General features: G+C 52.4%; 21 protein-coding genes. 9 read left to right on the top strand and 12 right to left on the bottom strand.

Annotated elements, in window-relative coordinates; genetic code table 11:
• Positions 1-7 precede the first annotated feature (7 nt).
• Both ftsZ and lpxC read left to right on the top strand, forming a co-directional pair.
• Positions 8-1162: a cell division protein FtsZ gene (gene ftsZ / locus ACQKDS_RS00415; RefSeq protein ID WP_399664924.1), complete on the top strand. Its 1155-nt coding sequence runs from the start codon at positions 8-10 to the stop codon at positions 1160-1162.
• A gap of 103 nt (positions 1163-1265) precedes the next feature.
• Complete coding sequence (lpxC, locus tag ACQKDS_RS00410) at positions 1266-2183, top strand: UDP-3-O-acyl-N-acetylglucosamine deacetylase (RefSeq protein ID WP_399665173.1); 918 nt, start codon at positions 1266-1268, stop codon at positions 2181-2183.
• A gap of 128 nt (positions 2184-2311) precedes the next feature.
• On the opposite strand, the gene ACQKDS_RS00405 is transcribed toward lpxC, so the two are convergent.
• Positions 2312-2836: a DUF721 domain-containing protein gene (locus ACQKDS_RS00405; RefSeq protein ID WP_399664926.1), complete on the bottom strand. Its 525-nt coding sequence runs from the start codon at positions 2834-2836 to the stop codon at positions 2312-2314.
• Between the two features lie 26 nt (positions 2837-2862).
• On the opposite strand from ACQKDS_RS00405, the gene secM reads away from it, so the two are divergent.
• The 3 genes from secM to mutT all read left to right on the top strand — a co-directional run bounded on the left by secM (position 2863) and on the right by mutT (position 6880).
• Entirely contained in the window at positions 2863-3399 is a 537-nt protein-coding gene (gene secM, locus ACQKDS_RS00400; RefSeq protein WP_399664929.1) for a secA translation cis-regulator SecM, read from the top strand.
• Between the two features lie 266 nt (positions 3400-3665).
• Positions 3666-6377, top strand: coding sequence for a preprotein translocase subunit SecA (gene secA / locus ACQKDS_RS00395; RefSeq protein WP_399664931.1), 2712 nt, complete (start codon positions 3666-3668; stop codon positions 6375-6377).
• A gap of 98 nt (positions 6378-6475) precedes the next feature.
• Positions 6476-6880 carry an 8-oxo-dGTP diphosphatase MutT gene (gene mutT, locus ACQKDS_RS00390; RefSeq protein WP_399664934.1) on the top strand — a complete coding sequence of 135 codons (405 nt, stop codon included), beginning with the start codon at positions 6476-6478 and terminating at the stop codon, positions 6878-6880.
• A 76-nt stretch (positions 6881-6956) separates the two neighbouring features.
• Here mutT and yacG read toward each other — a convergent pair whose 3' ends face one another.
• From yacG to coaE, 3 genes are read right to left on the bottom strand one after another with little or no spacing between them, the layout of a single operon-like run.
• Positions 6957-7148, bottom strand: a complete 192-nt coding sequence (gene yacG, locus ACQKDS_RS00385) for a DNA gyrase inhibitor YacG (RefSeq protein WP_399664937.1) — start codon at positions 7146-7148, stop codon at positions 6957-6959.
• Between the two features lie 47 nt (positions 7149-7195).
• Positions 7196-7948: a cell division protein ZapD gene (gene zapD, locus ACQKDS_RS00380; RefSeq protein ID WP_399664940.1), complete on the bottom strand. Its 753-nt coding sequence runs from the start codon at positions 7946-7948 to the stop codon at positions 7196-7198.
• A gap of 23 nt (positions 7949-7971) precedes the next feature.
• A complete protein-coding gene (gene coaE / locus ACQKDS_RS00375) occupies positions 7972-8568 on the bottom strand; it encodes a dephospho-CoA kinase (RefSeq protein ID WP_399664943.1) in 597 nt (198 codons plus the stop codon).
• Positions 8569-8889: 321 nt separating this feature from the next.
• Here coaE and ACQKDS_RS00370 point away from each other — a divergent pair, with 321 nt between their 5' ends.
• Positions 8890-9933 carry a GMP reductase gene (locus tag ACQKDS_RS00370; protein ID WP_399664946.1) on the top strand — a complete coding sequence of 348 codons (1044 nt, stop codon included), beginning with the start codon at positions 8890-8892 and terminating at the stop codon, positions 9931-9933.
• A gap of 40 nt (positions 9934-9973) precedes the next feature.
• Here the strand turns inward: ACQKDS_RS00370 and hofC are convergent, their stop codons facing one another.
• The 4 genes from hofC to nadC all read right to left on the bottom strand — a co-directional run bounded on the left by hofC (position 9974) and on the right by nadC (position 14142).
• On the bottom strand, positions 9974-11173 hold the full coding sequence (gene hofC, locus ACQKDS_RS00365; RefSeq protein WP_399664949.1) for a protein transport protein HofC: 1200 nt from the start codon (positions 11171-11173) through the stop codon (positions 9974-9976).
• Positions 11170-12606 carry a type II secretion system protein GspE gene (gene gspE / locus ACQKDS_RS00360; protein ID WP_399664952.1) on the bottom strand — a complete coding sequence of 479 codons (1437 nt, stop codon included), beginning with the start codon at positions 12604-12606 and terminating at the stop codon, positions 11170-11172. Before gspE ends, hofC begins: the two co-directional genes overlap by 4 nt.
• Positions 12607-12611: 5 nt before the next feature.
• The gene (ppdD, locus tag ACQKDS_RS00355) at positions 12612-13049 is read right to left on the bottom strand and encodes a prepilin peptidase-dependent pilin (protein WP_399664955.1); all 438 of its coding nucleotides are present in this window, start codon (positions 13047-13049) and stop codon (positions 12612-12614) included.
• 202 nt (positions 13050-13251) lie between these two features.
• Positions 13252-14142, bottom strand: coding sequence for a carboxylating nicotinate-nucleotide diphosphorylase (gene nadC, locus ACQKDS_RS00350; RefSeq protein WP_399664958.1), 891 nt, complete (start codon positions 14140-14142; stop codon positions 13252-13254).
• Between the two features lie 210 nt (positions 14143-14352).
• Between nadC and ampE the strand changes: the two genes are divergently transcribed.
• On the top strand, positions 14353-15207 hold the full coding sequence (gene ampE / locus ACQKDS_RS00345) for a beta-lactamase regulator AmpE (RefSeq protein ID WP_399664961.1): 855 nt from the start codon (positions 14353-14355) through the stop codon (positions 15205-15207).
• Positions 15208-15366: 159 nt separating this feature from the next.
• Here the strand turns inward: ampE and hemL are convergent, their stop codons facing one another.
• A complete protein-coding gene (gene hemL / locus ACQKDS_RS00340) occupies positions 15367-16656 on the bottom strand; it encodes a glutamate-1-semialdehyde 2,1-aminomutase (protein WP_399664964.1) in 1290 nt (429 codons plus the stop codon).
• 178 nt (positions 16657-16834) lie between these two features.
• Between hemL and clcA the strand changes: the two genes are divergently transcribed.
• Together clcA and erpA are read left to right on the top strand one after the other, a co-directional pair.
• Positions 16835-18274, top strand: a complete 1440-nt coding sequence (gene clcA / locus ACQKDS_RS00335) for a H(+)/Cl(-) exchange transporter ClcA (RefSeq protein ID WP_399664967.1) — start codon at positions 16835-16837, stop codon at positions 18272-18274.
• Between the two features lie 89 nt (positions 18275-18363).
• Positions 18364-18708 carry an iron-sulfur cluster insertion protein ErpA gene (erpA, locus tag ACQKDS_RS00330; protein ID WP_399664970.1) on the top strand — a complete coding sequence of 115 codons (345 nt, stop codon included), beginning with the start codon at positions 18364-18366 and terminating at the stop codon, positions 18706-18708.
• A 70-nt stretch (positions 18709-18778) separates the two neighbouring features.
• Here the strand turns inward: erpA and ACQKDS_RS00325 are convergent, their stop codons facing one another.
• The 3 genes from ACQKDS_RS00325 to mtnN are packed head-to-tail and all read right to left on the bottom strand — an operon-like array spanning position 18779 to position 20902.
• On the bottom strand, positions 18779-19393 hold the full coding sequence (locus tag ACQKDS_RS00325) for a TRIC cation channel family protein (RefSeq protein ID WP_399664973.1): 615 nt from the start codon (positions 19391-19393) through the stop codon (positions 18779-18781).
• Complete coding sequence (gene btuF, locus ACQKDS_RS00320) at positions 19393-20235, bottom strand: vitamin B12 ABC transporter substrate-binding protein BtuF (RefSeq protein ID WP_399664976.1); 843 nt, start codon at positions 20233-20235, stop codon at positions 19393-19395. The genes ACQKDS_RS00325 and btuF overlap by 1 nt, the downstream gene beginning before the upstream one ends.
• A complete protein-coding gene (mtnN, locus tag ACQKDS_RS00315; RefSeq protein WP_399664979.1) occupies positions 20201-20902 on the bottom strand; it encodes a 5'-methylthioadenosine/S-adenosylhomocysteine nucleosidase in 702 nt (233 codons plus the stop codon). The genes btuF and mtnN overlap by 35 nt, the downstream gene beginning before the upstream one ends.
• Between the last annotated feature and the right edge of the window lie 65 nt (positions 20903-20967).

The raw sequence follows: 20967 nt of genomic DNA, 5'->3' as shown, positions 1-20967 counted from the left end.
AGAAACTATGTTTGAACCAATGGAACTAACCAATGACGCGGTGATTAAAGTCATCGGCGTCGGCGGTGGCGGCGGTAACGCCGTTGAACACATGGTGCGCGAGCGCATCGAAGGTGTTGAATTCTTTGCCGTTAATACAGACGCTCAGGCGCTACGTAAAACGGCAGTTGGCCAAACCATCCAGATTGGTAGTGGTATTACTAAAGGTCTGGGTGCAGGCGCTAACCCTGAAGTGGGTCGCAATTCGGCGGAAGAAGACCGTGAAGCCCTGCGCGCAGCCTTGGATGGTGCAGACATGGTCTTCATCGCGGCAGGTATGGGTGGCGGTACTGGTACGGGCGCCGCACCTGTCGTCGCTGAGGTCGCAAAAGATCTGGGTATTCTGACAGTCGCCGTGGTTACTAAGCCTTTCAATTTCGAAGGCAAGAAACGCATGGCATTTGCTGAGCAGGGTATCGCTGAGCTGTCTAAACACGTGGATTCACTGATTACCATCCCGAACGACAAACTGTTGAAAGTTCTGGGTCGTGGTATTTCTCTGCTGGATGCGTTCGGTGCTGCTAATGACGTGCTGAAAGGTGCTGTACAGGGTATCGCTGAGCTGATCACCCGTCCGGGCTTGATGAACGTCGACTTCGCCGACGTGCGCACCGTGATGTCCGAAATGGGCTACGCAATGATGGGATCCGGCGTTGCCTGTGGCGAAGATCGCGCAGAAGAAGCGGCGGAAATGGCGATCTCCAGCCCACTGCTGGAAGACATCGATCTTTCTGGTGCGCGTGGCGTCTTGGTTAACATTACCGCTGGCTTTGACCTGCGTCTGGACGAGTTTGAAACCGTGGGTAACACCATCCGCGCGTTTGCTTCCGACAATGCAACCGTGGTTATCGGTACGTCATTGGATCCAGAAATGAACGATGAACTGCGCGTGACCGTTGTCGCTACTGGTATCGGTATGGACAAGCGTCCTGAAATCACCTTGGTGACCAATAAACAGGCCAGCCAGCCGGTGATGGATCACCGTTACCAACAGCACGGGATGTCGCCACTGCCGCAGGAAGCCAAACCTGCAGCCAAGGTAGTGAACGATCAGAACGCGCAACCGAACAAAGAGCCTGACTACTTGGATATCCCAGCCTTCCTGCGTAAACAGGCAGACTAAGATTATCCTTATAATTTGGAATCTCCGCTCTTTGTGCTAAACTGTCCCGCCGGCCATGCTATATGCTTGGCTGGTAGGATGGATAACATTGCGAGATAAAATGATGATCAAACAAAGGACATTAAAACGTATTGTTCAGGCGACTGGCGTCGGTTTGCATACCGGCAAAAAAGTCACGCTGACCATGCGCCCCGCGCCGGCTAATACCGGGGTCATCTATCGTCGCACTGACTTGAATCCACCGGTTGATTTTCCGGCTGATGCAAAATCCGTGCGTGATACCATGCTCTGTACTTGCCTGGTGAATGAGCATGACGTGCGTATTTCTACCGTTGAGCATCTTAACGCCGCACTGGCTGGGCTTGGCATCGACAACATCATTATTGAAGTTGACGCAGCTGAAATCCCAATCATGGACGGTAGTGCCAGTCCATTCATCTTCTTGTTGCTGGATGCCGGCATCGAAGAACTGAACTCAGCGAAGAAATTCTTGCGTCTGAAAGACACCGTGCGTGTTGAAGATGGTGACAAATGGGCCGAGCTGTCCCCGCATAACGGGTTCCGTCTGGACTTTACCATTGACTTCAACCACCCGGCGATTGACGCCAGCACGCAGCGTTACCGCTTAGATTTTTCCGCCGATTCGTTCGTGCGCCAAATTAGTCGTGCGCGTACCTTCGGGTTCATGCGTGACATTGAATATCTGCAATCCCGTGGTTTAGCCTTGGGTGGCAGTTTCGATTGCGCGATCGTCGTCGACGATTATCGTGTTCTGAACGAAGACGGTTTGCGTTTTGAAGACGAGTTCGTCCGTCACAAAATGCTGGACGCTATCGGCGATCTGTTTATGTGTGGCCATAACATTATTGGCGCGTTCACCGCGTACAAATCAGGCCATGCATTGAATAACAAATTGCTGCAAGCGGTATTGGCAAAACAGGAAGCGTGGGAGTTCGTCACCTTCCAAGACGAAGCAGAAATGCCGTTGGCATTCAAAGCGCCGTCTGCCGTATTGGCATAAAGCCTGATGCCCGCAATAGTTTACGCTGCATCGGCGCGGTAACCTAGCCCGCTCCAACACAGATAGTTGGAGGTGGTTAAGAAACGCCTGCGTCGTGTGGCTGGATGATTAAGGGCCGAAATCGCTGATTATTTATCACGACTGGTGGCGTTGGCACTCTCTCCGGCCAGCGATGCCAGTCGTTCCAACGTTTTACGCAGTTTTTCTGGGCTGCGGTTGGCTAACCCTCGTAATTGCTCTGCACTCTCCTCACTCAGTTGACGCATTGGCGCATCAGATTGGCCGCTGGCTGTGGTTTTATCTGAATTCTGTGGTTGGTTACTGCCTTTTGCCATCAACGCAGGATTAATCCTGATGTCGATCGATGACAATGATGGTAGAATTTGCGCTCGTAGTGCTGATAATAAATTAGGCTGTTCGTAGCGTAAACGCATCATCCAGCTGGCATTTGCCGTTTCTAGCACTAAAATACCCTGTCTGAAGTTAGCGACGCGGCACCAAGGGTGCAGTTGAGCGGGCAACAAGCCTTTCACTGCGCGGTTCAGCTTGAGTAAAGCGACAGCACGTTGCTGAACGTTATGCAACGGCCCTTTATCTGCTCCAGACGGCTCAAAGAACAGGACATCTAATAATTGTGGACGGCTATCGCGCATAATGGACTCCGGCGGATTATAAACTCGTGATCGGTATTCTAAATCGTTGGCGACAATTTGGCAGACGTTATTTCTGGCCTCATCTTTTATTAGGGATGGTAGCGGCCACGCTTGGCGTACCGCAAAACCTGACAGGTAACGCCGATCAGGCGGCATTGCCGAGCACGTCTTCTAGCTTAAATCGCCAGAATTCGGTTAGCGTAGCGTTTAACAGCCTAGCGTTGTTGCAGGACGTGCATCGCCGTCCAACGTTCAGCGTGGACTATTGGCAGCAGCATGCGCTCCGTACTGTCATTCGTCACCTTTCTTTTGCGTTGGCACCGCAGGCAGTTTTTGCTCGTGTGCAAGAACATGATGCCGATACCGCCGAGCCGCCATTGCAGGTGGCGCAGTTGGCGTTACTTTCTACGCTCAATGCGTTATTGACGCATGAGCCTAAGCCGCCGACTATCATTCGTGATACACATCATTCTGTCCACCCTTCTTTGGCGGAGTATCAGCCTGGGCTATGGCTCGCGCAGATACAGGGCATTCGCGCCGGACCAGCCATTTTTATAGCCTAAACGCTTCGAGTTGCATCGTGTCGGCACTGGCGTGATAAATGCCGATAGATTGGCGTACCACCCACGTTGACACGCTGGATGAGCTAAAACCCCATCATCCAGAACAGCCTAGAAACCTAAGTGATTTGGATGTGGGTAGGTAGCGACCAACGATGTAGTTGAAGTATGGCGGATATTACGGATTTATGCCCTTGGGCGAAAAAACCAACAAAATAACAGCAAGTTGATGGCTGACTTCAGCCGTCATGACAGAGATATTAAAGATTATGTTAGTTAAATTATTGACCAAAGTTTTTGGTAGCCGTAACGATCGTACGCTGCGCCGCATGCGCAAAGTGGTTGAGCAAATCAACCGCATGGAACCGGACATGGAAAAGCTGTCCGATGACGAGCTGAAAGCCAAGACTAACGAATTCCGTGAGCGTTTGAAAAAGGGCGAAACGGTAGACAGCCTGATCCCAGAAGCGTTTGCCGTGGTGCGTGAAGCCAGTAAACGCGTGTTCGGTATGCGCCACTTTGATGTTCAGCTGTTGGGCGGCATGGTGTTGAACGATCGTTGTATTGCCGAAATGCGTACGGGTGAAGGTAAAACCCTGACCGCAACACTGCCTGCCTATCTGAATGCGTTAAGCGGCCGTGGTGTGCACGTGGTAACCGTCAACGACTATCTGGCGCAGCGCGACGCCGAAAATAACCGCCCACTGTTTGAGTTCCTCGGTTTGAGTATCGGCATTAACTTGCCAGGCATGCCAGCCCCAGCCAAGCGCGAAGCTTACGCCGCTGATATTACTTACGGCACTAACAATGAATACGGCTTTGACTACCTGCGTGACAACATGGCATTCAGCCCTGAAGAGCGTGTACAGCGCAAACTGCACTATGCGCTGGTGGATGAGGTTGACTCCATTCTGATTGATGAAGCGCGTACGCCGCTGATCATCTCCGGTCCTGCCGAAGATAGTTCAGAAATGTATATCAAAGTTAATAAGCTGATACCTAAACTGATTCGTCAGGAGAAAGAAGACTCGGATACCTTCCAAGGTGAAGGGCATTTCTCGGTTGATGAGAAATCTCGCCAGGTACACTTGACCGAACGCGGCCTGATTCTTATCGAAGAAATGTTGGTGGAAGCGGGCATCATGGAAGAAGGTGAATCGCTGTATTCACCGACCAACATTATGCTAATGCACCATGTGACAGCAGCGCTGCGCGCTCACGTGCTGTTTACGCGTGACGTTGACTACATCGTGAAAGATGGCGAAGTCATTATTGTTGATGAGCACACCGGCCGTACCATGCAGGGGCGTCGTTGGTCTGATGGCCTGCATCAGGCAGTGGAGGCGAAAGAGGGCGTGGAAATCCAGAACGAGAACCAGACGCTGGCTTCCATTACCTTCCAGAACTATTTCCGCCTGTATGAGAAACTGGCCGGGATGACCGGTACTGCCGACACCGAAGCGTTTGAATTCAGCTCGATTTACAAGCTGGACACCATCGTTGTGCCAACCAACCGCCCAATGATCCGTAAAGATATGCCGGATCTGGTTTACATGACCGAACTGGAAAAGATCGGCGCGATCATTGAAGACATTCGCGAGCGTACCGCGAATGGGCAGCCAGTGTTGGTGGGGACCATTTCGATTGAGAAATCGGAAGTCGTTTCCCGTGAACTGACCAAGGCTGGCATTGAACACAAAGTGTTGAACGCTAAATTCCACGCCATGGAAGCCGATATCGTAGCGCAAGCAGGCCAGGCCGGTGCGGTCACTATCGCCACCAACATGGCTGGCCGTGGTACGGATATTGTGCTGGGCGGAAGCTGGCAGACAGAAATCGCCAATCTGGAAGACCCAACCGAAGAGCAAATCACCGCGCTGAAAGATGCTTGGAAAGTGCGTCATGATGCCGTCTTGGCGGCAGGTGGCTTGCACATCATCGGTACTGAGCGCCACGAATCGCGCCGTATTGATAATCAGCTTCGTGGTCGTTCTGGTCGCCAAGGGGATGCGGGTTCCTCACGCTTCTACCTGTCTATGGAAGATGCGCTGATGCGTATTTTCGCTTCCGATCGCGTTTCTAACATGATGCGTAAACTGGGGATGAAAGAAGGCGAGGCTATTGAACACCCGTGGGTGACCAAAGCCATTGCCAATGCCCAGCGTAAAGTAGAAAGCCGTAACTTCGATATTCGTAAGCAGTTGCTGGAATATGATGACGTTGCCAATGATCAACGCCGCGCGATTTACAGCCAGCGTAACGAGTTGCTCGATGTTTCTGACGTAAGCGAAACCATCACCAGCATCCGTGAAGACGTGTTCAAAACGACCATCGACAACTATATTCCACCGCAGTCGCTGGAAGAAATGTGGGACGTGCAGGGCTTGGAAGATCGTTTGAAAAATGATTTCGATCTGGATATGCCAATCACGGAGTGGCTGGATAAAGAGCCGCAGTTGCACGAAGAAACACTGCGCGAGCGTATTCTGGAAACCGCCAAAGAAGAGTATTTGCGCAAAGAAGAAGTGGTTGGCACCGAAATGATGCGCAACTTCGAAAAAGGCGTGATGCTACAAACGCTGGATTCCCTGTGGAAAGAGCACTTGGCGGCAATGGATTACCTTCGTCAAGGTATTCACCTGCGTGGCTACGCACAGAAAGATCCGAAACAAGAGTACAAGCGTGAGTCGTTCGCTATGTTTGCGGCGATGCTTGAGTCGCTGAAATATGAAGTGATCAGCGTGCTGAGCAAGGTTCAGGTGCGGATGCCAGAGGAAGTTGAAGCGCTTGAGCAACAGCGTCGTGAAGAAGCAGAGCGTTTGGCACAGCAACAACAGTTGAGCCACCAGGATGAGAATGCGCTGGTAACCGAAGATCCTAATGCACCGGCGAGCGCCGAACGCAAAATCGGTCGTAACGATCCTTGCCCATGCGGTTCAGGCAAAAAATATAAACAGTGCCACGGCCGTCTGCAAAAATAAGCTGACAGGTTGATTGGTCATCACTACATCGAGGGTTCAGCATGCTGAACCCTTATTTTTTGGCGTAATTCGTCTTAGTAACCGTTCAGGAGTACGCGATGAAACATCTGAATATCGCCGTGGGTATTATACGTAATGAACAGCAGGAAATTTTCATCACCCGCCGTGCGGCAGATGCGCATATGGCCGGATTTTGGGAGTTCCCCGGCGGCAAGATTGAGCCAGGTGAAACCGCAGAACAGGCGGTGTACCGTGAATTGCTGGAGGAAACCGGCATTAAAACCGAGCGCGCTGAACTGTTAGAGGTGTTGGAACATCACTTTAACGATCGCATCGTAACGCTGCATTTTTATCTGGTGGAAGCCTGGAAGGGTGAACCGTTCGGCCGTGAAGGCCAACCGATGCGTTGGATAAAGCAAGGGGCGTTGCGCGAAGATGAATTCCCACCGGCCAATGCCACCATCATAAAAAAGTTGGTGGCGCAGGCTCAGGCAACGAATTAAGGCACCCGGCACCTCCAAGTCGCGTACGTGTAACCGCGCCACGCGTGCCAGGTAATGCCGATCGGTTTAATGGCGATCAACGGTCGCCATCTTCACTCCATTCTTCACTTTCGTTTAACTCGTTGTTACTGGGGATACGTTTCTCTTCAGCGGCCCATTCGCCGAGGTCGATTAACTGACAGCGTTTGCTGCAAAACGGACGATAAGGGCTCACTTCACCCCAAACCACGCCTTTGCCGCAGGTCGGGCATTTTACTACGGTAGTCATCACTCTTCCTTAGCCTTCAATACTGATAAAGACTTTATATTCAAAAACTAACAGCATGCCAGATCAAACGTCAGGCGTTCAGGAACCAGACCATGTTCACTGTCCAATGGCAAAAAGCGAATAGCATAACGCGTTTTGTGACCGGAAATTTGTGGATACAACTGGTGTGCCAAATCGATACGCAGACGTAACAGGTCAGCTCCTTCCGCATTATCTTGATAGAAACCGTTTAGGCTGATTTGGTTGCGCAACGGTCCAGCCTGACGAATCAGATCCAGTATCATAGTCAGTGCCTGATTTAACGGCTCTAACGTTTGCAACCATTCAGCCACATCAGCATCGCGCTCATGTTGCGCAACATGCATCCACATATGCAATGTAGGAAGATCAAAGCTGCAACAACCACCGGGTATGCTCAAACGTTGACGCACCAGGCTGATCAAGCGATCTTCGCGTAGCGCCTGGCCCAGCCGTGGGGCTGCCATTAATTGGCTCGAGTATTGTTTCAATTGGTTGCGTATTTGATTGACTACCGACATGTCAACGCCGGGCACATCCGCCCACAGCAGTAGTTTTTGCTGTTGGCGTTCCAATTCTTTTAATAACTCAGTGCGGACTTCACCGCGTTCCAGCACGTCCAGTAGATCAGACACGGTACGGAAAAAGGTCAGGGCGATGGCCGTTTCGTTCAGCGCACGTTGCCCATGTAATTGCTGCAATAAAAACTCAATGCGCAGCCAAGTACGCATTTTTTCATTTAACGGGTGTTCAAAGAGAACTGTTGGGGAAGCGTCACTCATTCAGTTTAATCCTGTTAGGGTGCCTATGCCGCAAGTTCAAGATAGCGGCGATGCAAGGCGGCTACGTGTGGCTCTATCCCTGTAGCGGTGCCGCTGTTATCAATGACATCGTCTGCCACGGCAAGGCGCTGAGCACGCGTTGCCTGGGCAGATAAAATATTCTGCGCTTGCTGACGACTGATGCCGTCACGCATCATGGTTCTGACTAACTGGGTTTCGCTGTCAACATCGACAACCAACACGCGATTGGCACGTGATTGCAGGTTGTTTTCGACCAAAAGCGGGACGATCCACAGCACGTAAGGGCTGGCGGCTTGCGCTAGTTGGTGCTGCGTTTCTTGCTGAATAACTGGATGCAACAAGTTGTTTAGCCAGGTTTTTTCATCCGGATTACTGAAGATCCGTTGGCGCAATGCTGCTCGGTTTAGTGTACCGTCTGGCAGCAACATCTCTTGACCAAAATGTGTGGCGATGGCGGCCAACGATGGCGTACCAAGCTGGACGACATCACGGGCGATCACATCAGCGTCGACAAGGGTTACGCCATGACGAGCAAAGGCATCCGCCACCGTCGATTTTCCACTGCCGATACCGCCTGTCAACGCAACAATGTAGGCCATGGTCTGTGGATGCACCCTAGAGTTCATAAAAAAATAATAGACAAATCATAAAGCGATCGCGCAGAAGTGCAAGTCAACGCATGTCGCCCGGCATGCCAAGACAGACTAAACCGGGCATTTATGCCGGTGCGTTGGGAAAAGTGAGGACAACGTCACACTGCGATTGCGTAGGTAAATTTCTGGGATTGTAGCGTAAATAAAGATGAAAACGCAGTCTTGCCGCACGTTTATTCCGGCGTATGATAGCTTCACTGGAACTGGCATTAAAAGATTCGATCACAACCCTGCGATCCGTCGCCATAAACCAGGAAATCAGTTGTCATGCGTATTGAAGAAGATTTGAAGTTAGGTTTTAAAGATGTATTGATCCGCCCTAAGCGCTCTACGCTGAAAAGCCGCTCAGAGGTGGAGCTGGCCCGTCGTTTTACATTTAAACATTCAGGTTGTGACTGGTCTGGCGTGCCGATCATTGCTGCCAATATGGATACGGTAGGCACTTTCCGCATGGCAGAGGCGTTGGCCTCCTTTGATGTCCTTACCGCCGTTCATAAACATTATTCCGTTGAGCAATGGGCTGCGTTCGTCCAACGTGCCTCTGAAACTACCTTGCGTCATGTCATGGTGTCTACCGGTACGTCTGAGGCTGACTTCGTGAAAATGAAGCAAATCCTTGCGCTTTCCCCGGCATTAAAATTCATCTGTATTGATGTCGCCAACGGCTATTCCGAACACTTTGTTGCCTTCCTACAAAAAGCGCGTGAAGCGTGCCCGCAGCATGTGATTTGTGCGGGTAACGTGGTGACGGGTGAAATGGTTGAAGAACTGGTGCTATCCGGTGCGGATATTGTCAAAGTTGGCATTGGTCCAGGTTCCGTTTGTACCACTCGTGTTAAAACCGGCGTGGGCTACCCGCAGCTTTCTGCCGTCATTGAGTGTGCCGATGCGGCACATGGCCTTGGCGGGCAGATCGTGAGCGATGGTGGCTGTTCAGTGCCGGGTGATGTGGCTAAGGCCTTCGGCGGCGGTGCTGATTTCGTTATGCTCGGTGGAATGCTCGCCGGTCATGATGAATGCGAAGGGACCGTTGTGGAAGAGAATGGCGAGAAGTTTATGCTGTTTTACGGCATGAGCTCTGAATCGGCGATGAAACGCCACGTTGGCGGTGTAGCCGAATACCGCGCGGCGGAAGGTAAAACGGTGAAATTGCCATTGCGTGGTGAAGTTGAATTCACCCTTCGTGATATTCTTGGCGGGCTGCGCTCCGCCTGTACCTATGTGGGTGCAGAACGATTGAAAGAGTTGACCAAACGCACGACCTTTATCCGCGTGGCGGAACAGGAAAACCGCGTTTTCGGCGCTAAATAATCGCCGTTAATCTTCCCCGCTGCGGCGGGGGAGTTATTGTTCATCCCAGCACGCTCCCTAATTGGAAGATCGGCAGATACATGGCGATCACCAGTCCACCAACAATGCCACCGATCACCAGCATTAAAATAGGCTCAAGCGTTTGTGCCAACGTATCGGCTAACTCATGCGTTTGTTGCTCATGCCACTGCGCCAGTTTCCCCAATAGCGTATCTAGGGTACCTGACTCCTCCCCGACGCGTATCAATTGCTGACACAATGAGGGAAACAGCGGTTGTTCACCTAACGCACGATGAAAAGGTTGCCCCTGCGTCAACTGCTGCTGGATGCTTTCTAGTGCCTGCCGAAAAAACAGGTTGTCTACTGATAGCACTGCTGCATTCAGTCCTTCCACCAGCGTCAGGCCAGCCTGCTGCGTCATGGTCAATATACGGAATATTTGGCTTAGACAGCCGCCTTTTACCAGTTGTGCGATCAGCGGCAGTTTCAGCAGAATACGCTGCTCCCTGCGTTGCCATAAGGCCAAGGGATGAAGATAGCGGTAGTAGCTAATCGCGGAGGCAGTAATAGCGAAAAGGAGATAAGGACCAGCGGAGATGAGCCAAGACGATAGCGTTAGTAATCCTTGGGTGAATCCAGGCAACGGCGCGTCAAATGACTGATAAACTTTGGCGAATTCTGGCAGCACCATGACTAACATTAAGATACTGACCAGCAGCGCGACTGCGCAGATAAACAGAGGATAACGTAAGGCTTTAACAACTTTCTTCTGCAACTGTTGCTGCTGCTCTTGCTGTTGCGCTAATTGGAGACAGCAGTTATCGAGGTTGCCAGTTAATTCACCGATGGCGATTAACTGCCGATATATTAATGGGAAAATGTAAGGATAGTCTTCCGTTACTTCGGAAAGTGGCTGACCTTGTGCCACTTTAGTCCCGATTTCCAACAGCAGGCAGCGCCATGCGGCAGATTGATGCTCCTGTGCCAGTAACTGTAAGGTGTTCACCAGCGGAAGGCCTGCTTGCAGTAGCGTTGCTAGTTGCCGAGTGAACAAGATCAACGGTTCTCCACGCCACTGATTTGCAGCGATTGATTTGCCGTTACCAATGCGATAAGGCTGCAAATCTTGTTCAATCAATAGCTGATAAACCCGATCTTTGCCTGCGGCCAAGGCTTCGCCGGTGCGTATCTGGCCTCCGGAATCAATTGCCTGCCATAAATACAGACGCCGGGTTTTCATGCCTGAGTCTCAGCATCATTGCCGATCACGCGGTATACCTCTTCCAGTGACGTAATCCCTTGTGTGACCAACGTGAGCCCAGCTTGCAACAATGACACCTGACCCTGACGTTGGGCAATGTCGGCCAGTTGACTGGCGGCCATATTTTGCAGTAAACCCTGCTGAACCTCAGGGGTGATGCGCAGTAATTCATAAATACCGATACGGCCGTAGTAGCCGCCAAAACAATGTTCGCATCCTTCGGCACGCCAGGGCGTGAGTGGCTCAGGCCAAAGTGATGGTGGAAAATGCAACCGTTCTGTTTGCGGATAGCGGCAGTGTATACACAGGCGGCGAACCAATCGCTGGGCAATGACTAGCTTCAGGCTTGAAGCCAGCAAGTAGCCGGGAATGCCCATGTTGGTCAACCGTGTTAACGTTTCGCTGGTGGAGTTGGTATGCAAAGTAGAGAGCACCAGATGGCCGGTTTGCGCCGCCTTGACGGCGATCTCGGCCGTTTCTTTATCGCGGATCTCCCCGATCATGATCACGTCGGGATCTTGTCGTAGTAGTGCGCGGAGTACACGTGCGAAATCGAGATCGGTTTTCGCGTTGATCTGGGTTTGATTCACGCCAAATACCGGTATCTCGATCGGATCTTCGACGCTGCATAAGTTGCTTTGTTCATCATTTAACTGGCGTAGGCCACTGTATAATGTGACAGTTTTACCGCTGCCGGTAGGGCCTGTGACCAAAATCATGCCCTGCGGATTAGCCAGCGCACCAGCAAACAGACCGCGATCGGTTGGGCTCATGCCCAACTGTTCCAGCGGCAGTTCTTGGCGATCGGTTTGCAGGATCCGTAACACCACTTTTTCACCATGTAGCGTCGGGAGCGTGGCGATGCGCATTGAATAATGGGCGTCATCGAGTTGGACGCTAAGCTGACCATCTTGCGGCAGACGGCGTTCGGCGATGTCTAACTGCCCCATAATTTTGAGACGCGCGATCACCCGACGGGCCAGAGCAAACGGCGGTGAAGCGACAGCCTGTAAAACGCCGTCGATCCGCAGACGAATGCGCAACTGATGTTGATAGGGTTCGACATGAACATCAGAGGCGCGGCGTTGAATCGCGGTGCGCAACGCGTGATTGATAAAACGGACAACGGGCGCCTCGCTGTCATCATTCAATGACGGCGCAGTGTCCTCGGATAAGGCCTGTTCTGTCGGTAGCGCTGAGGTTTGCCGCTGGTTATGCGCTTGTTCTAGCCGCGCCAGAGGCCATTGCTCAATGACGATATTTTTGCCGGTGGCAAAACGTAGCGCTTGCAACAATAACGTGGAGGCTTCGCCATTTAAGGCAATGGTTAACCGTTCATCATCCTGGCTGAGCGCCAGCGCCTGATAGCGCTGGCACAAAGCATGGATCTCATCACTGATTTCCATGGTCATAGCGATTACTCCGCCACATCGTCAAAGCGGAAGACTTCTTGGCAGGTTTCCTGTAGCGCCTTGTTGTCACTGGTGCATGAGCGTGTCCAACGTGATAAACCGGAGCTATCCTGCGTTGGTGTGAGTGCGACGGTGAGTCCTTGCAGCGTTTGGCTCCCGGTAAGGCTAATCACACCTAGGGCAACGCTGATGCTACTGACATAGCGTGAGGTTGTGCCCTCAGGAATACCTTTACTGCCAGCGTTACACCCGCTTGGGCCGCCGTTATCTAACACGCAGAGTTCGACGGCCATTTTATAAGGCGTCATCGCTTGCAGCATGTCAGTCATGGCTGCTTTTTGGATATAGCGTTGATAGGCGGGAATGCCAATGGCGCTGAGTATGGCGATGATAGCGATCACCACCATCAGCTCGATCAAGGTAAAACCACGTTGTGTGTCCATATGTTGCTTCCTCCCTGTGAGTGAGGTGGCAACGGTAAAGCGGGCGAGAAAAATTGGCGAGCGGGAGTTGGCTGAATTGCGTAGCGTTTTCATAACAACGCGCGTTATTGCAGTCGCGTTGCGGAGAGATGCGGCATGCTTCGCAATAGTAGGATTTGGCTAACGCCTTCCTGAAAGGCAAGGAAGGCGATAAATACGGCGATTATTTAAAGCGCATGGACAAGTCGAGCGCTGTGACGTGTTTGGTCAATGCGCCAACCGAAATGTAGTCCACGCCAGTTTCTGCATATTCGCGCAGTGTTTCGTGGGTGACGTTGCCTGACACCTCCAGTTGAGCGCGTCCTTGGGTGAGCGCTACCGCCTGACGCATCATGTCCACGCTGAAGTTATCCAGCATCACAATATCGGCACCGGCATCCAGCGCCTGCTGCAATTCGTCCAGCGATTCGACTTCAACTTCCACCGGCACGTCAGCATGCAGCCAGAAGGCCTTTTCCACCGCATTTTTGATTGAGCCGGAAGCGATAATGTGGTTTTCCTTAATCAGAAATGCGTCGGACAGACCCAGGCGATGGTTGCAACCGCCACCGCACAAGACCGCATATTTTAGTGCGGTGCGTAAACCGGGTAACGTTTTTCGCGTGTCGAGCAGGCGGGTTTGCGTGCCTTCCAACAGCGCGACATAGCGATGAACTTCGCTGGCAACACCGGACAACGTTTGCACGAAATTGAGTGCCGTGCGCTCACCGGTCAGCAGGATACGCGCCGAACCGCTCAGATGACACAATGGTTGATTGGGCACCACAAGATCACCATCGGCTACTTGCCATTCCACCTGGATCTGGTTGCCTAACTGAATGAAGACTTCATTTAACCAACGCTGTCCACAAAATACACCGGCTTCACGGGTGATGACGGTGGCATAGGCTTGAGTATCCGCCGGAAGTAACTGTGCCGTAATATCACGTTCAGCATTAATTTCACCGCCCAAGTCTTCCTGTAGCGCCTGAGCGACGGTGTAAGGGATATCGTGTTCAATTCGTTCAAGAAGCTCGGCGCGGCGGCTGTCTGCATTATAGCGACGTGTCGGCATAGATGACTCCGAAAAGGGAACTAAGGAAGTAGTTGAAACATGCTACTCTGTTGCAAAGATAAGTACCACCTACAGCGTAGGCCACGGTTACTGAAATTTGAATCAGGTATTATCCATTTTTTGCTAAAAATTATCTGGTGCGTGTGGCGCAGCACCCTATCGCCTAGGCTTTTAGCCGGGCGTCGTGATACCAAGAGAGGGGCAAAGTTAATGACGTTGTTTACGCTGTTATTGGTTCTGGCATGGGAACGCTTGTTCAAATTAGGCGAGCATTGGCAGTTGGATCATCGTCTTGAGGTCGTGTTCGAACGGCTTCACCGTTTCTCGTTGCTGCAAACACTGGTTTTGGCGCTGGGCTGGATGGCGATCGTCTGGGGTATTTTATGGCTGGCGCAAGGGGTTTTGTTTGGCGTCGTAGTATTGGTGCTGTGGATTGCTGTCGGTTTGTTATGTATCGGCGCTGGCATTAAGCGTAAACACTATCGGGCTTATTTAAAAGCAGCACGGCAGGGCGATGCGCATGCGAGCGATCTGATGGCCGATGAATTGGCATTGATTCATGGTTTGCCGGTTGATTGCAGTCAAGTTGAGCGCTTACGTGAATTACAGAATGCGTTGTTATGGATTAACTATCGCTATTATCTGGCGCCGCTGTTTTGGTTGGTGGTGTGCGGGCCTTATGGGCCGATTGCACTGGTAGGGTATGCCTTCCTCCGTGCTTATCAAACGTGGTTGGCTCGCCACAATACACCGCTAGAACGTTCTCAGTCTGGTATTGATAATTTATTGCACTGGCTTGATTGGATCCCGGTACGGCTGGTGGGAGTGGCTTATGCATTGATTGGCCACGGAGAAAAAGCGCTCCCGGCATGGTTTGCTTCGTTGGGGGATAGCCATACGTCGCAATATCAGGTACTCACGCGTCTGGCTCAATTTTCTTTGGCTCGCGAGCCGCATAATGATCCGATCCAAACGCCGCGAGCGGCGGTTTCACTGGCGCGTAAGGTCACCATGATCGTGGTGGTGGTGGTGGCATTGCTCACCATTTATGGCACGTTGATGTAAGCAAATAGGTGCCCGTTCGACTCACGCTAACCGCGGGCGCGGTACCCTACGAGGTGAGTGGGTGAGATCGGCTCAGGGTTGGCAACGCATTCATATTATGACGCGTTGCTCACGGCTGAAATCACCCGCACCGCTCGGTTTATTTTATCCGTTTAACGGTTACAGCTTAGCGAAACAACGGCGTGCTGCATCGATAGTGCGTTGGATATCTTCCTTGCTGTGCGCGACCGACATAAAGCCCGCCTCGAAAGCCGACGGTGCCAGATAAACGCCTTCTTCCAACATCAGGTGGAAGAAACGCTTGAAGCGTTCAACATCACACTGCATGACGTCCTGGTAACAGGTGACGGATTCTGCCTCGGTGAAGAACAGACCAAACATGCCGCCAACGTTGTTGACCACTAGCGCAATATTTTCTTCCTTGGCAGCGTGCTGCAAGCCTTCCGCCAGCATGGCGGTCAGTTCGGTCAGCGTTTGATGGACGCCGGGTTGGGCCACTTCACTTAAGCAAGCAAAGCCCGCCGCCATAGCGATAGGGTTACCGGACAAGGTTCCAGCCTGATAAACCGGACCGGTTGGTGCTAACGCTGCCATCACTTCGCGACGACCACCAAATGCGCCTACCGGCATGCCGCCGCCGATAATCTTGCCCAAACAGGTCAGATCGGGCTCTACGTGGTAATACGCTTGTGCCCCCGCCAGTGCGACGCGAAAACCGGTCATGACTTCGTCGATAATCAGCAATGCGCCGAACTCATCACACAGTGCGCGCAGGCCAGGCAGGAACTCAGGCAGTGGCGGAATACAATTCATGTTGCCCGCGACCGGCTCAACGATAATACAGGCGATTTCTGATGGATATTGCTCGAACGCACTGCGTACGGAAGCCAGATCGTTATAGGTGCAGGTGAGGGTATGCTTAGCGAAGTCTGCCGGTACACCCGGTGAATTCGGTTGGCCGAGCGTCAACGCGCCGGAGCCGGCTTTTACTAACAAGCAGTCGGCATGCCCGTGATAGCACCCTTCGAACTTAATGATTTTATCGCGCTGGGTATAGCCACGAGCCAGCCGGATCGCGCTCATCGTGGCTTCGGTGCCAGAATTCACCATACGCACCATATCCATGGTTGGCACCAGTTCTGTCACCAGCGCCGCCATTTTCACTTCCATTTCTGTGGGGGCACCGAAGCTCAGGCCACGTTCGGCGGCTTCGATAACCGCGTTGCGGATGGCCGGGTGATTGTGGCCCAGAACCATTGGCCCCCAAGAACCGACGTAATCGATATAGGCTTTGCCATCTGCATCATACAGGTAAGCGCCGTCAGCACGTTCGATAAATAGCGGTACACCGCCTACGCCGGTGAAGGCACGTACCGGAGAGTTAACCCCGCCTGGGATCAACTGTTGCGCCTGGGCATACAAACTTTCGGACTTGCTGTGTAAGCTCATAAATCGGCTCCTGGAAATTCATTGAAAGGTTTTGACCGGCTATTCTAGAGAAGTGCGCGCCGTTATGAAACGATCGCCGCCAGATACCTCTTTTTGGGGGCGGTGAGGCGGGGACTGCGTTAGAATAGCCCACTTCGCTATTTGTATTACTTATCTGACTAATAATGAATAACCCATTATGACTGATTTAAAACAACAGTCCCCGTTAGTGCATACGCCGCGCCTCAAGCGCAATGATGCGGTACGTCAGTTTATGCGTCGTGATAAAACGCCGGTTGCTATATTGTTGATGGCGGCCTTGGTCGGCACGCTGGCTGGTTTGTTGGGCGTGGCGTTTGAAAAAGCGGTGGATTGGGTACAGCAACAACGTTTTTCTGCTCTGGCTTATGTTGCCGATGATAGCCTCTTGGTGTGGCCGTTAGCCTTTGTGTTTTCTGCTGCGCTGGCGGTACTGGGCTATTATTTGGTACGCCGATTCGCGCCGGAAGCGGGGGGATCGGGCATTCCTGAAATTGAGGGCGCGCTAGAGGAACTGCGGCCAGTGCGCTGGTGGCGGGTTATTCCGGTCAAATTTATCGGTGGCATGGGAACGTTGGGTGCCGGCATGGTCTTGGGGCGCGAAGGGCCGACCGTACAAATGGGCGGTAACGTCGGGCGAATGGTATTAGACATTTTTCGCTTGCGCGGCGCGGAGGCGCGTCATTCGCTCTTGGCGACCGGGGCCGCGGCCGGGTTGTCGGCGGCGTTTAATGCGCCGCTGGCGGGCATTCTGTTCATTATCGAAGAGATGCGCCCGCAGTTCCGCTATAACCTGATCTCGATAAAAGCGGTGTTTATCGGCGTCATTATGTCGACGGTGGTATTTCAGATTTTTAATGGTGAACATTCAGTGATCGAGGTCGGTAAATTGTCTTCCGCACCGACCAATACGCTGTGGTTGTATCTGGTGCTCGGTGCCGTATTTGGTGGCGTCGGCGTCATGTTCAACCGGTTAATTTTCCGTACTCAAGATATGTTTGCGCGTATTCACGGCGGCCAGATGCGAAACATTTTGATTATCGGCGCGTTATTGGGTGGGCTGTGCGGTATTCTTGGCTTGATTCAGCCTGAAGCCGCAGGGGGCGGCTTTGGTTTGATCCCCATCGCGGCCGCCGGTAATTACTCCGTTGGCATGCTGATGTTCATTTTTATTGCACGTATTGTGACCACCCTACTGTGTTTTGGCTCTGGCGCCCCAGGGGGGATTTTTGCGCCGATGCTTGCACTGGGGACGCTATTTGGCACCGCCTTTGGGCTGGCCAGTGGCTATCTGTTTCCACAATACGGTATTGAACCGGGAACTTTCGCAATCGCTGGCATGGGGGCATTGTTTGCCGCCACGGTGCGTGCGCCGCTAACCGGTATCGTATTGGTATTGGAAATGACCGATAATTATCAGCTCATTTTGCCAATGATTATCACCTGTCTGGGTGCCACACTCGTGGCGCAGTTCCTCGGCGGTAAGCCCTTGTATTCTTCATTGTTGGCCCGTACGTTAGCCAAGCAAGACGCACAGCAAACGAAAGCGGCGGCAGACAAAACTGGTAAAGAAGATGCAACAAATGCGGTGAATACTTGAACGCAACACTCAGGTATTAGATAATCATGAGCATTAATCAGATTGCCATTGTAGTAATGTGATACTGAACAATGTTGGGAGTAAAGAGTATGAGTGATGAAACAGCACTGCCCCTGCAATTTACCGAGGCAGCAGCAAAAAAGGTAAAATTCCTGATTGCTGACGAAGAAAACCCGAACCTGAAGTTGCGGGTTTACATTACCGGTGGCGGCTGCAGCGGGTTTCAATACGGCTTCACTTTCGACGATAAAATCAACGAAGGCGATATGACCATCGAGAAACAGGGCGTTGCGCTGGTGGTTGATCCGATGAGTTTGCAATACCTGGTCGGCGGTTCGGTAGATTATACCGAAGGGTTAGAGGGTTCACGCTTTGTGGTGACCAACCCAAATGCCAAAACCACCTGCGGCTGTGGTTCCTCATTCAGCATTTAATTGCGTATTGTGTAAAAACCCGCCTACTGTTATCGGTTGGCGGGTTTTTTAATGGCTGCAAGCACGCTGATTACTGTTCGAGGATAAACGCCGGTAGCTTGAGATGCCAGCGAATCGCTGCTAACCGGATCGCCAACGTAATCGTCATCCCCAACATCATTGCCTGCTGGAGCGGCATACCAAAGCTGTAATAGGCGGTGGCGTGGACGATACCGCCGATAATGCAGGCTGTCGCATAAATCTCCGTGCGCAGAATCATCGGGATCTCGCGCGCTAACACGTCACGAATAATACCGCCGCCAACGCCAGTGATCACCCCCATGCAAATTGCCACTAATGGCCCGCTACCCGCATCAAAAGCTTTGTTAACGCCGATACCGACAAACACCGCGAGCCCCACGGCATCTAATACCGGTAAGATCCATTTCGGCAACCGCCGTGGCTGACGTACTAACAGTAACGTCAGCACACAGGTAATCATCGCCACCACCAGATCGGTAGGATCTTTCACCCAGAACACTGGCCCGTTAGCCAGCGCCATGTCACGGATGGTACCGCCACCGATGGCGGTGACGACGCCTAATACCAGTACGCCAAACGGATCCATGCGCAGTTTGCCAGCCAGCAGTACGCCGGAAATAGCGAACACCGCAGTGCCCAAAATGTCCAACCAGAAAACCAGCATCAGGGTATCTCCGCCAATTGGCTGCATAGCTGTTGTGCTGCCAATATAATGCGCGGCCCGGCACGATTGAACCAATCTTCATTCAACGCGATCACTGGCACCTGCAATTGCGGCGACCAAAACGCTTTCACACTGGCGATTTCTGCCTCTCCGCCGCTGATGACAATGGCTTGCGGGTGGCGTATTAATACGTGTTCACGGCTGATTTGCGGCCATGGCACCCGGCTGTCGGCAAAGATATTTTCTGCACCACATAGGGTAAGCACTTGGCTTTGCAGTGTTGCACCGGAAGTGGTGAACAGCGGCTGTGTGCCAAATTGTATCAGCACGCGGCGCGATTGATTGCTGGCATAGTGGCTTTTCAACCGGGCGGCGTGCTGACGAATTTGCTGTGCCGCCTGATGTGCCTGTTGGGGATGCGGGCTATATCGGGCCAGATCGTCCAGTGATTGAGCGATCTCATCGATATTTTTCGCATCGGCATAGAAAATTGGAATGCCAAATGAGGCGAGTTGATCCAACACTCGCTGTGGATTGCCGCCGCGCCATGCCAGAATCAGATCCGGTTTTAACGCCAGAATCCGCTCCAAATTGATCCCTTGCCAGGAGGCCACCTGTTCAAGCTTTTTGGCCTCTGGGGGATAATCTGAAAAGGCGCTGGCTGCAAGCAGCACGTCGCCCATACCGGCGGCGTAGGCCAGTTCCGTGGTATTGGGCGCTAAACTGATCACGCGCTGCGCTGCCGCGGCGGGCAACGTCAGTGTTAATGCCAGTAACCACAACAGAGAGGAAAAGCACTGCTTCACATTAACCGCGCTTAGCCAACGTTTGCAGCATGGCATTGACCATCAGCGAAGACTGTTTGGCTGCGACCACTAGGAATTCGTCGAAGCTCATGTGTGATTCGCTGTCGGCGACGTCAGAGATGGCGCGCACCACCACGAATGGCGTAGCGAATTGATGGCAAACATGGCCGATGGCCGCCGCTTCCATTTCTACCGCCGCCACATTCGGGAAGGTCGCGCGGATACGCGCCAGTGGCTCTGCGCCATTGATAAATGCGTCACCGCTGCAAATCAGGCCGCGCACCGCATTGAGATCCAACTGCGTGATACAGTTTTCCGCCAGGGCGATCAGCGCATCGTCAGCCACAAATGCCGCAGGGCAACCGGCCATTTGGCCCGGCGCGTAACCAAAGGCGGTAACGTCGGCATCGTGATAGCGAACCTCTTCAGACACCACAATATCGCCGACCTTCAACGTTGCTGCCAGGCCGCCAGCGGAACCGGTATTGATCACGACGTCAGGCTGGCAATGCTCCAGCAGCAGAGTGGTGCCCAGCGCCGCGGCAACTTTGCCAATGCCAGATTTCAGCAGAGCTACGTCAACGCCGTTGATTTGGCCGGTGTAAATCTCGCAGCCTGCGCGTTGAATCGTTTGGCGGTTTTCAATTTGATCGCGCAGCAGGGTGACTTCTTGCTCCATCGCGCCAATGATGCCTACTTTCATAAATAATCTCGCTGATAGGGGGGAGTTGCGGCATAGTCTATCATGGCTCTGAAAGAGAGATAATC

Source organism: Serratia sp. NPDC078593 (assembly GCF_050268245.1).
Classification (GTDB): domain Bacteria; phylum Pseudomonadota; class Gammaproteobacteria; order Enterobacterales; family Enterobacteriaceae; genus JBNNGK01.
Note: the sequence above shows the minus strand (reverse complement) of the source record. Positions and strands in the feature narration are given on the sequence as shown.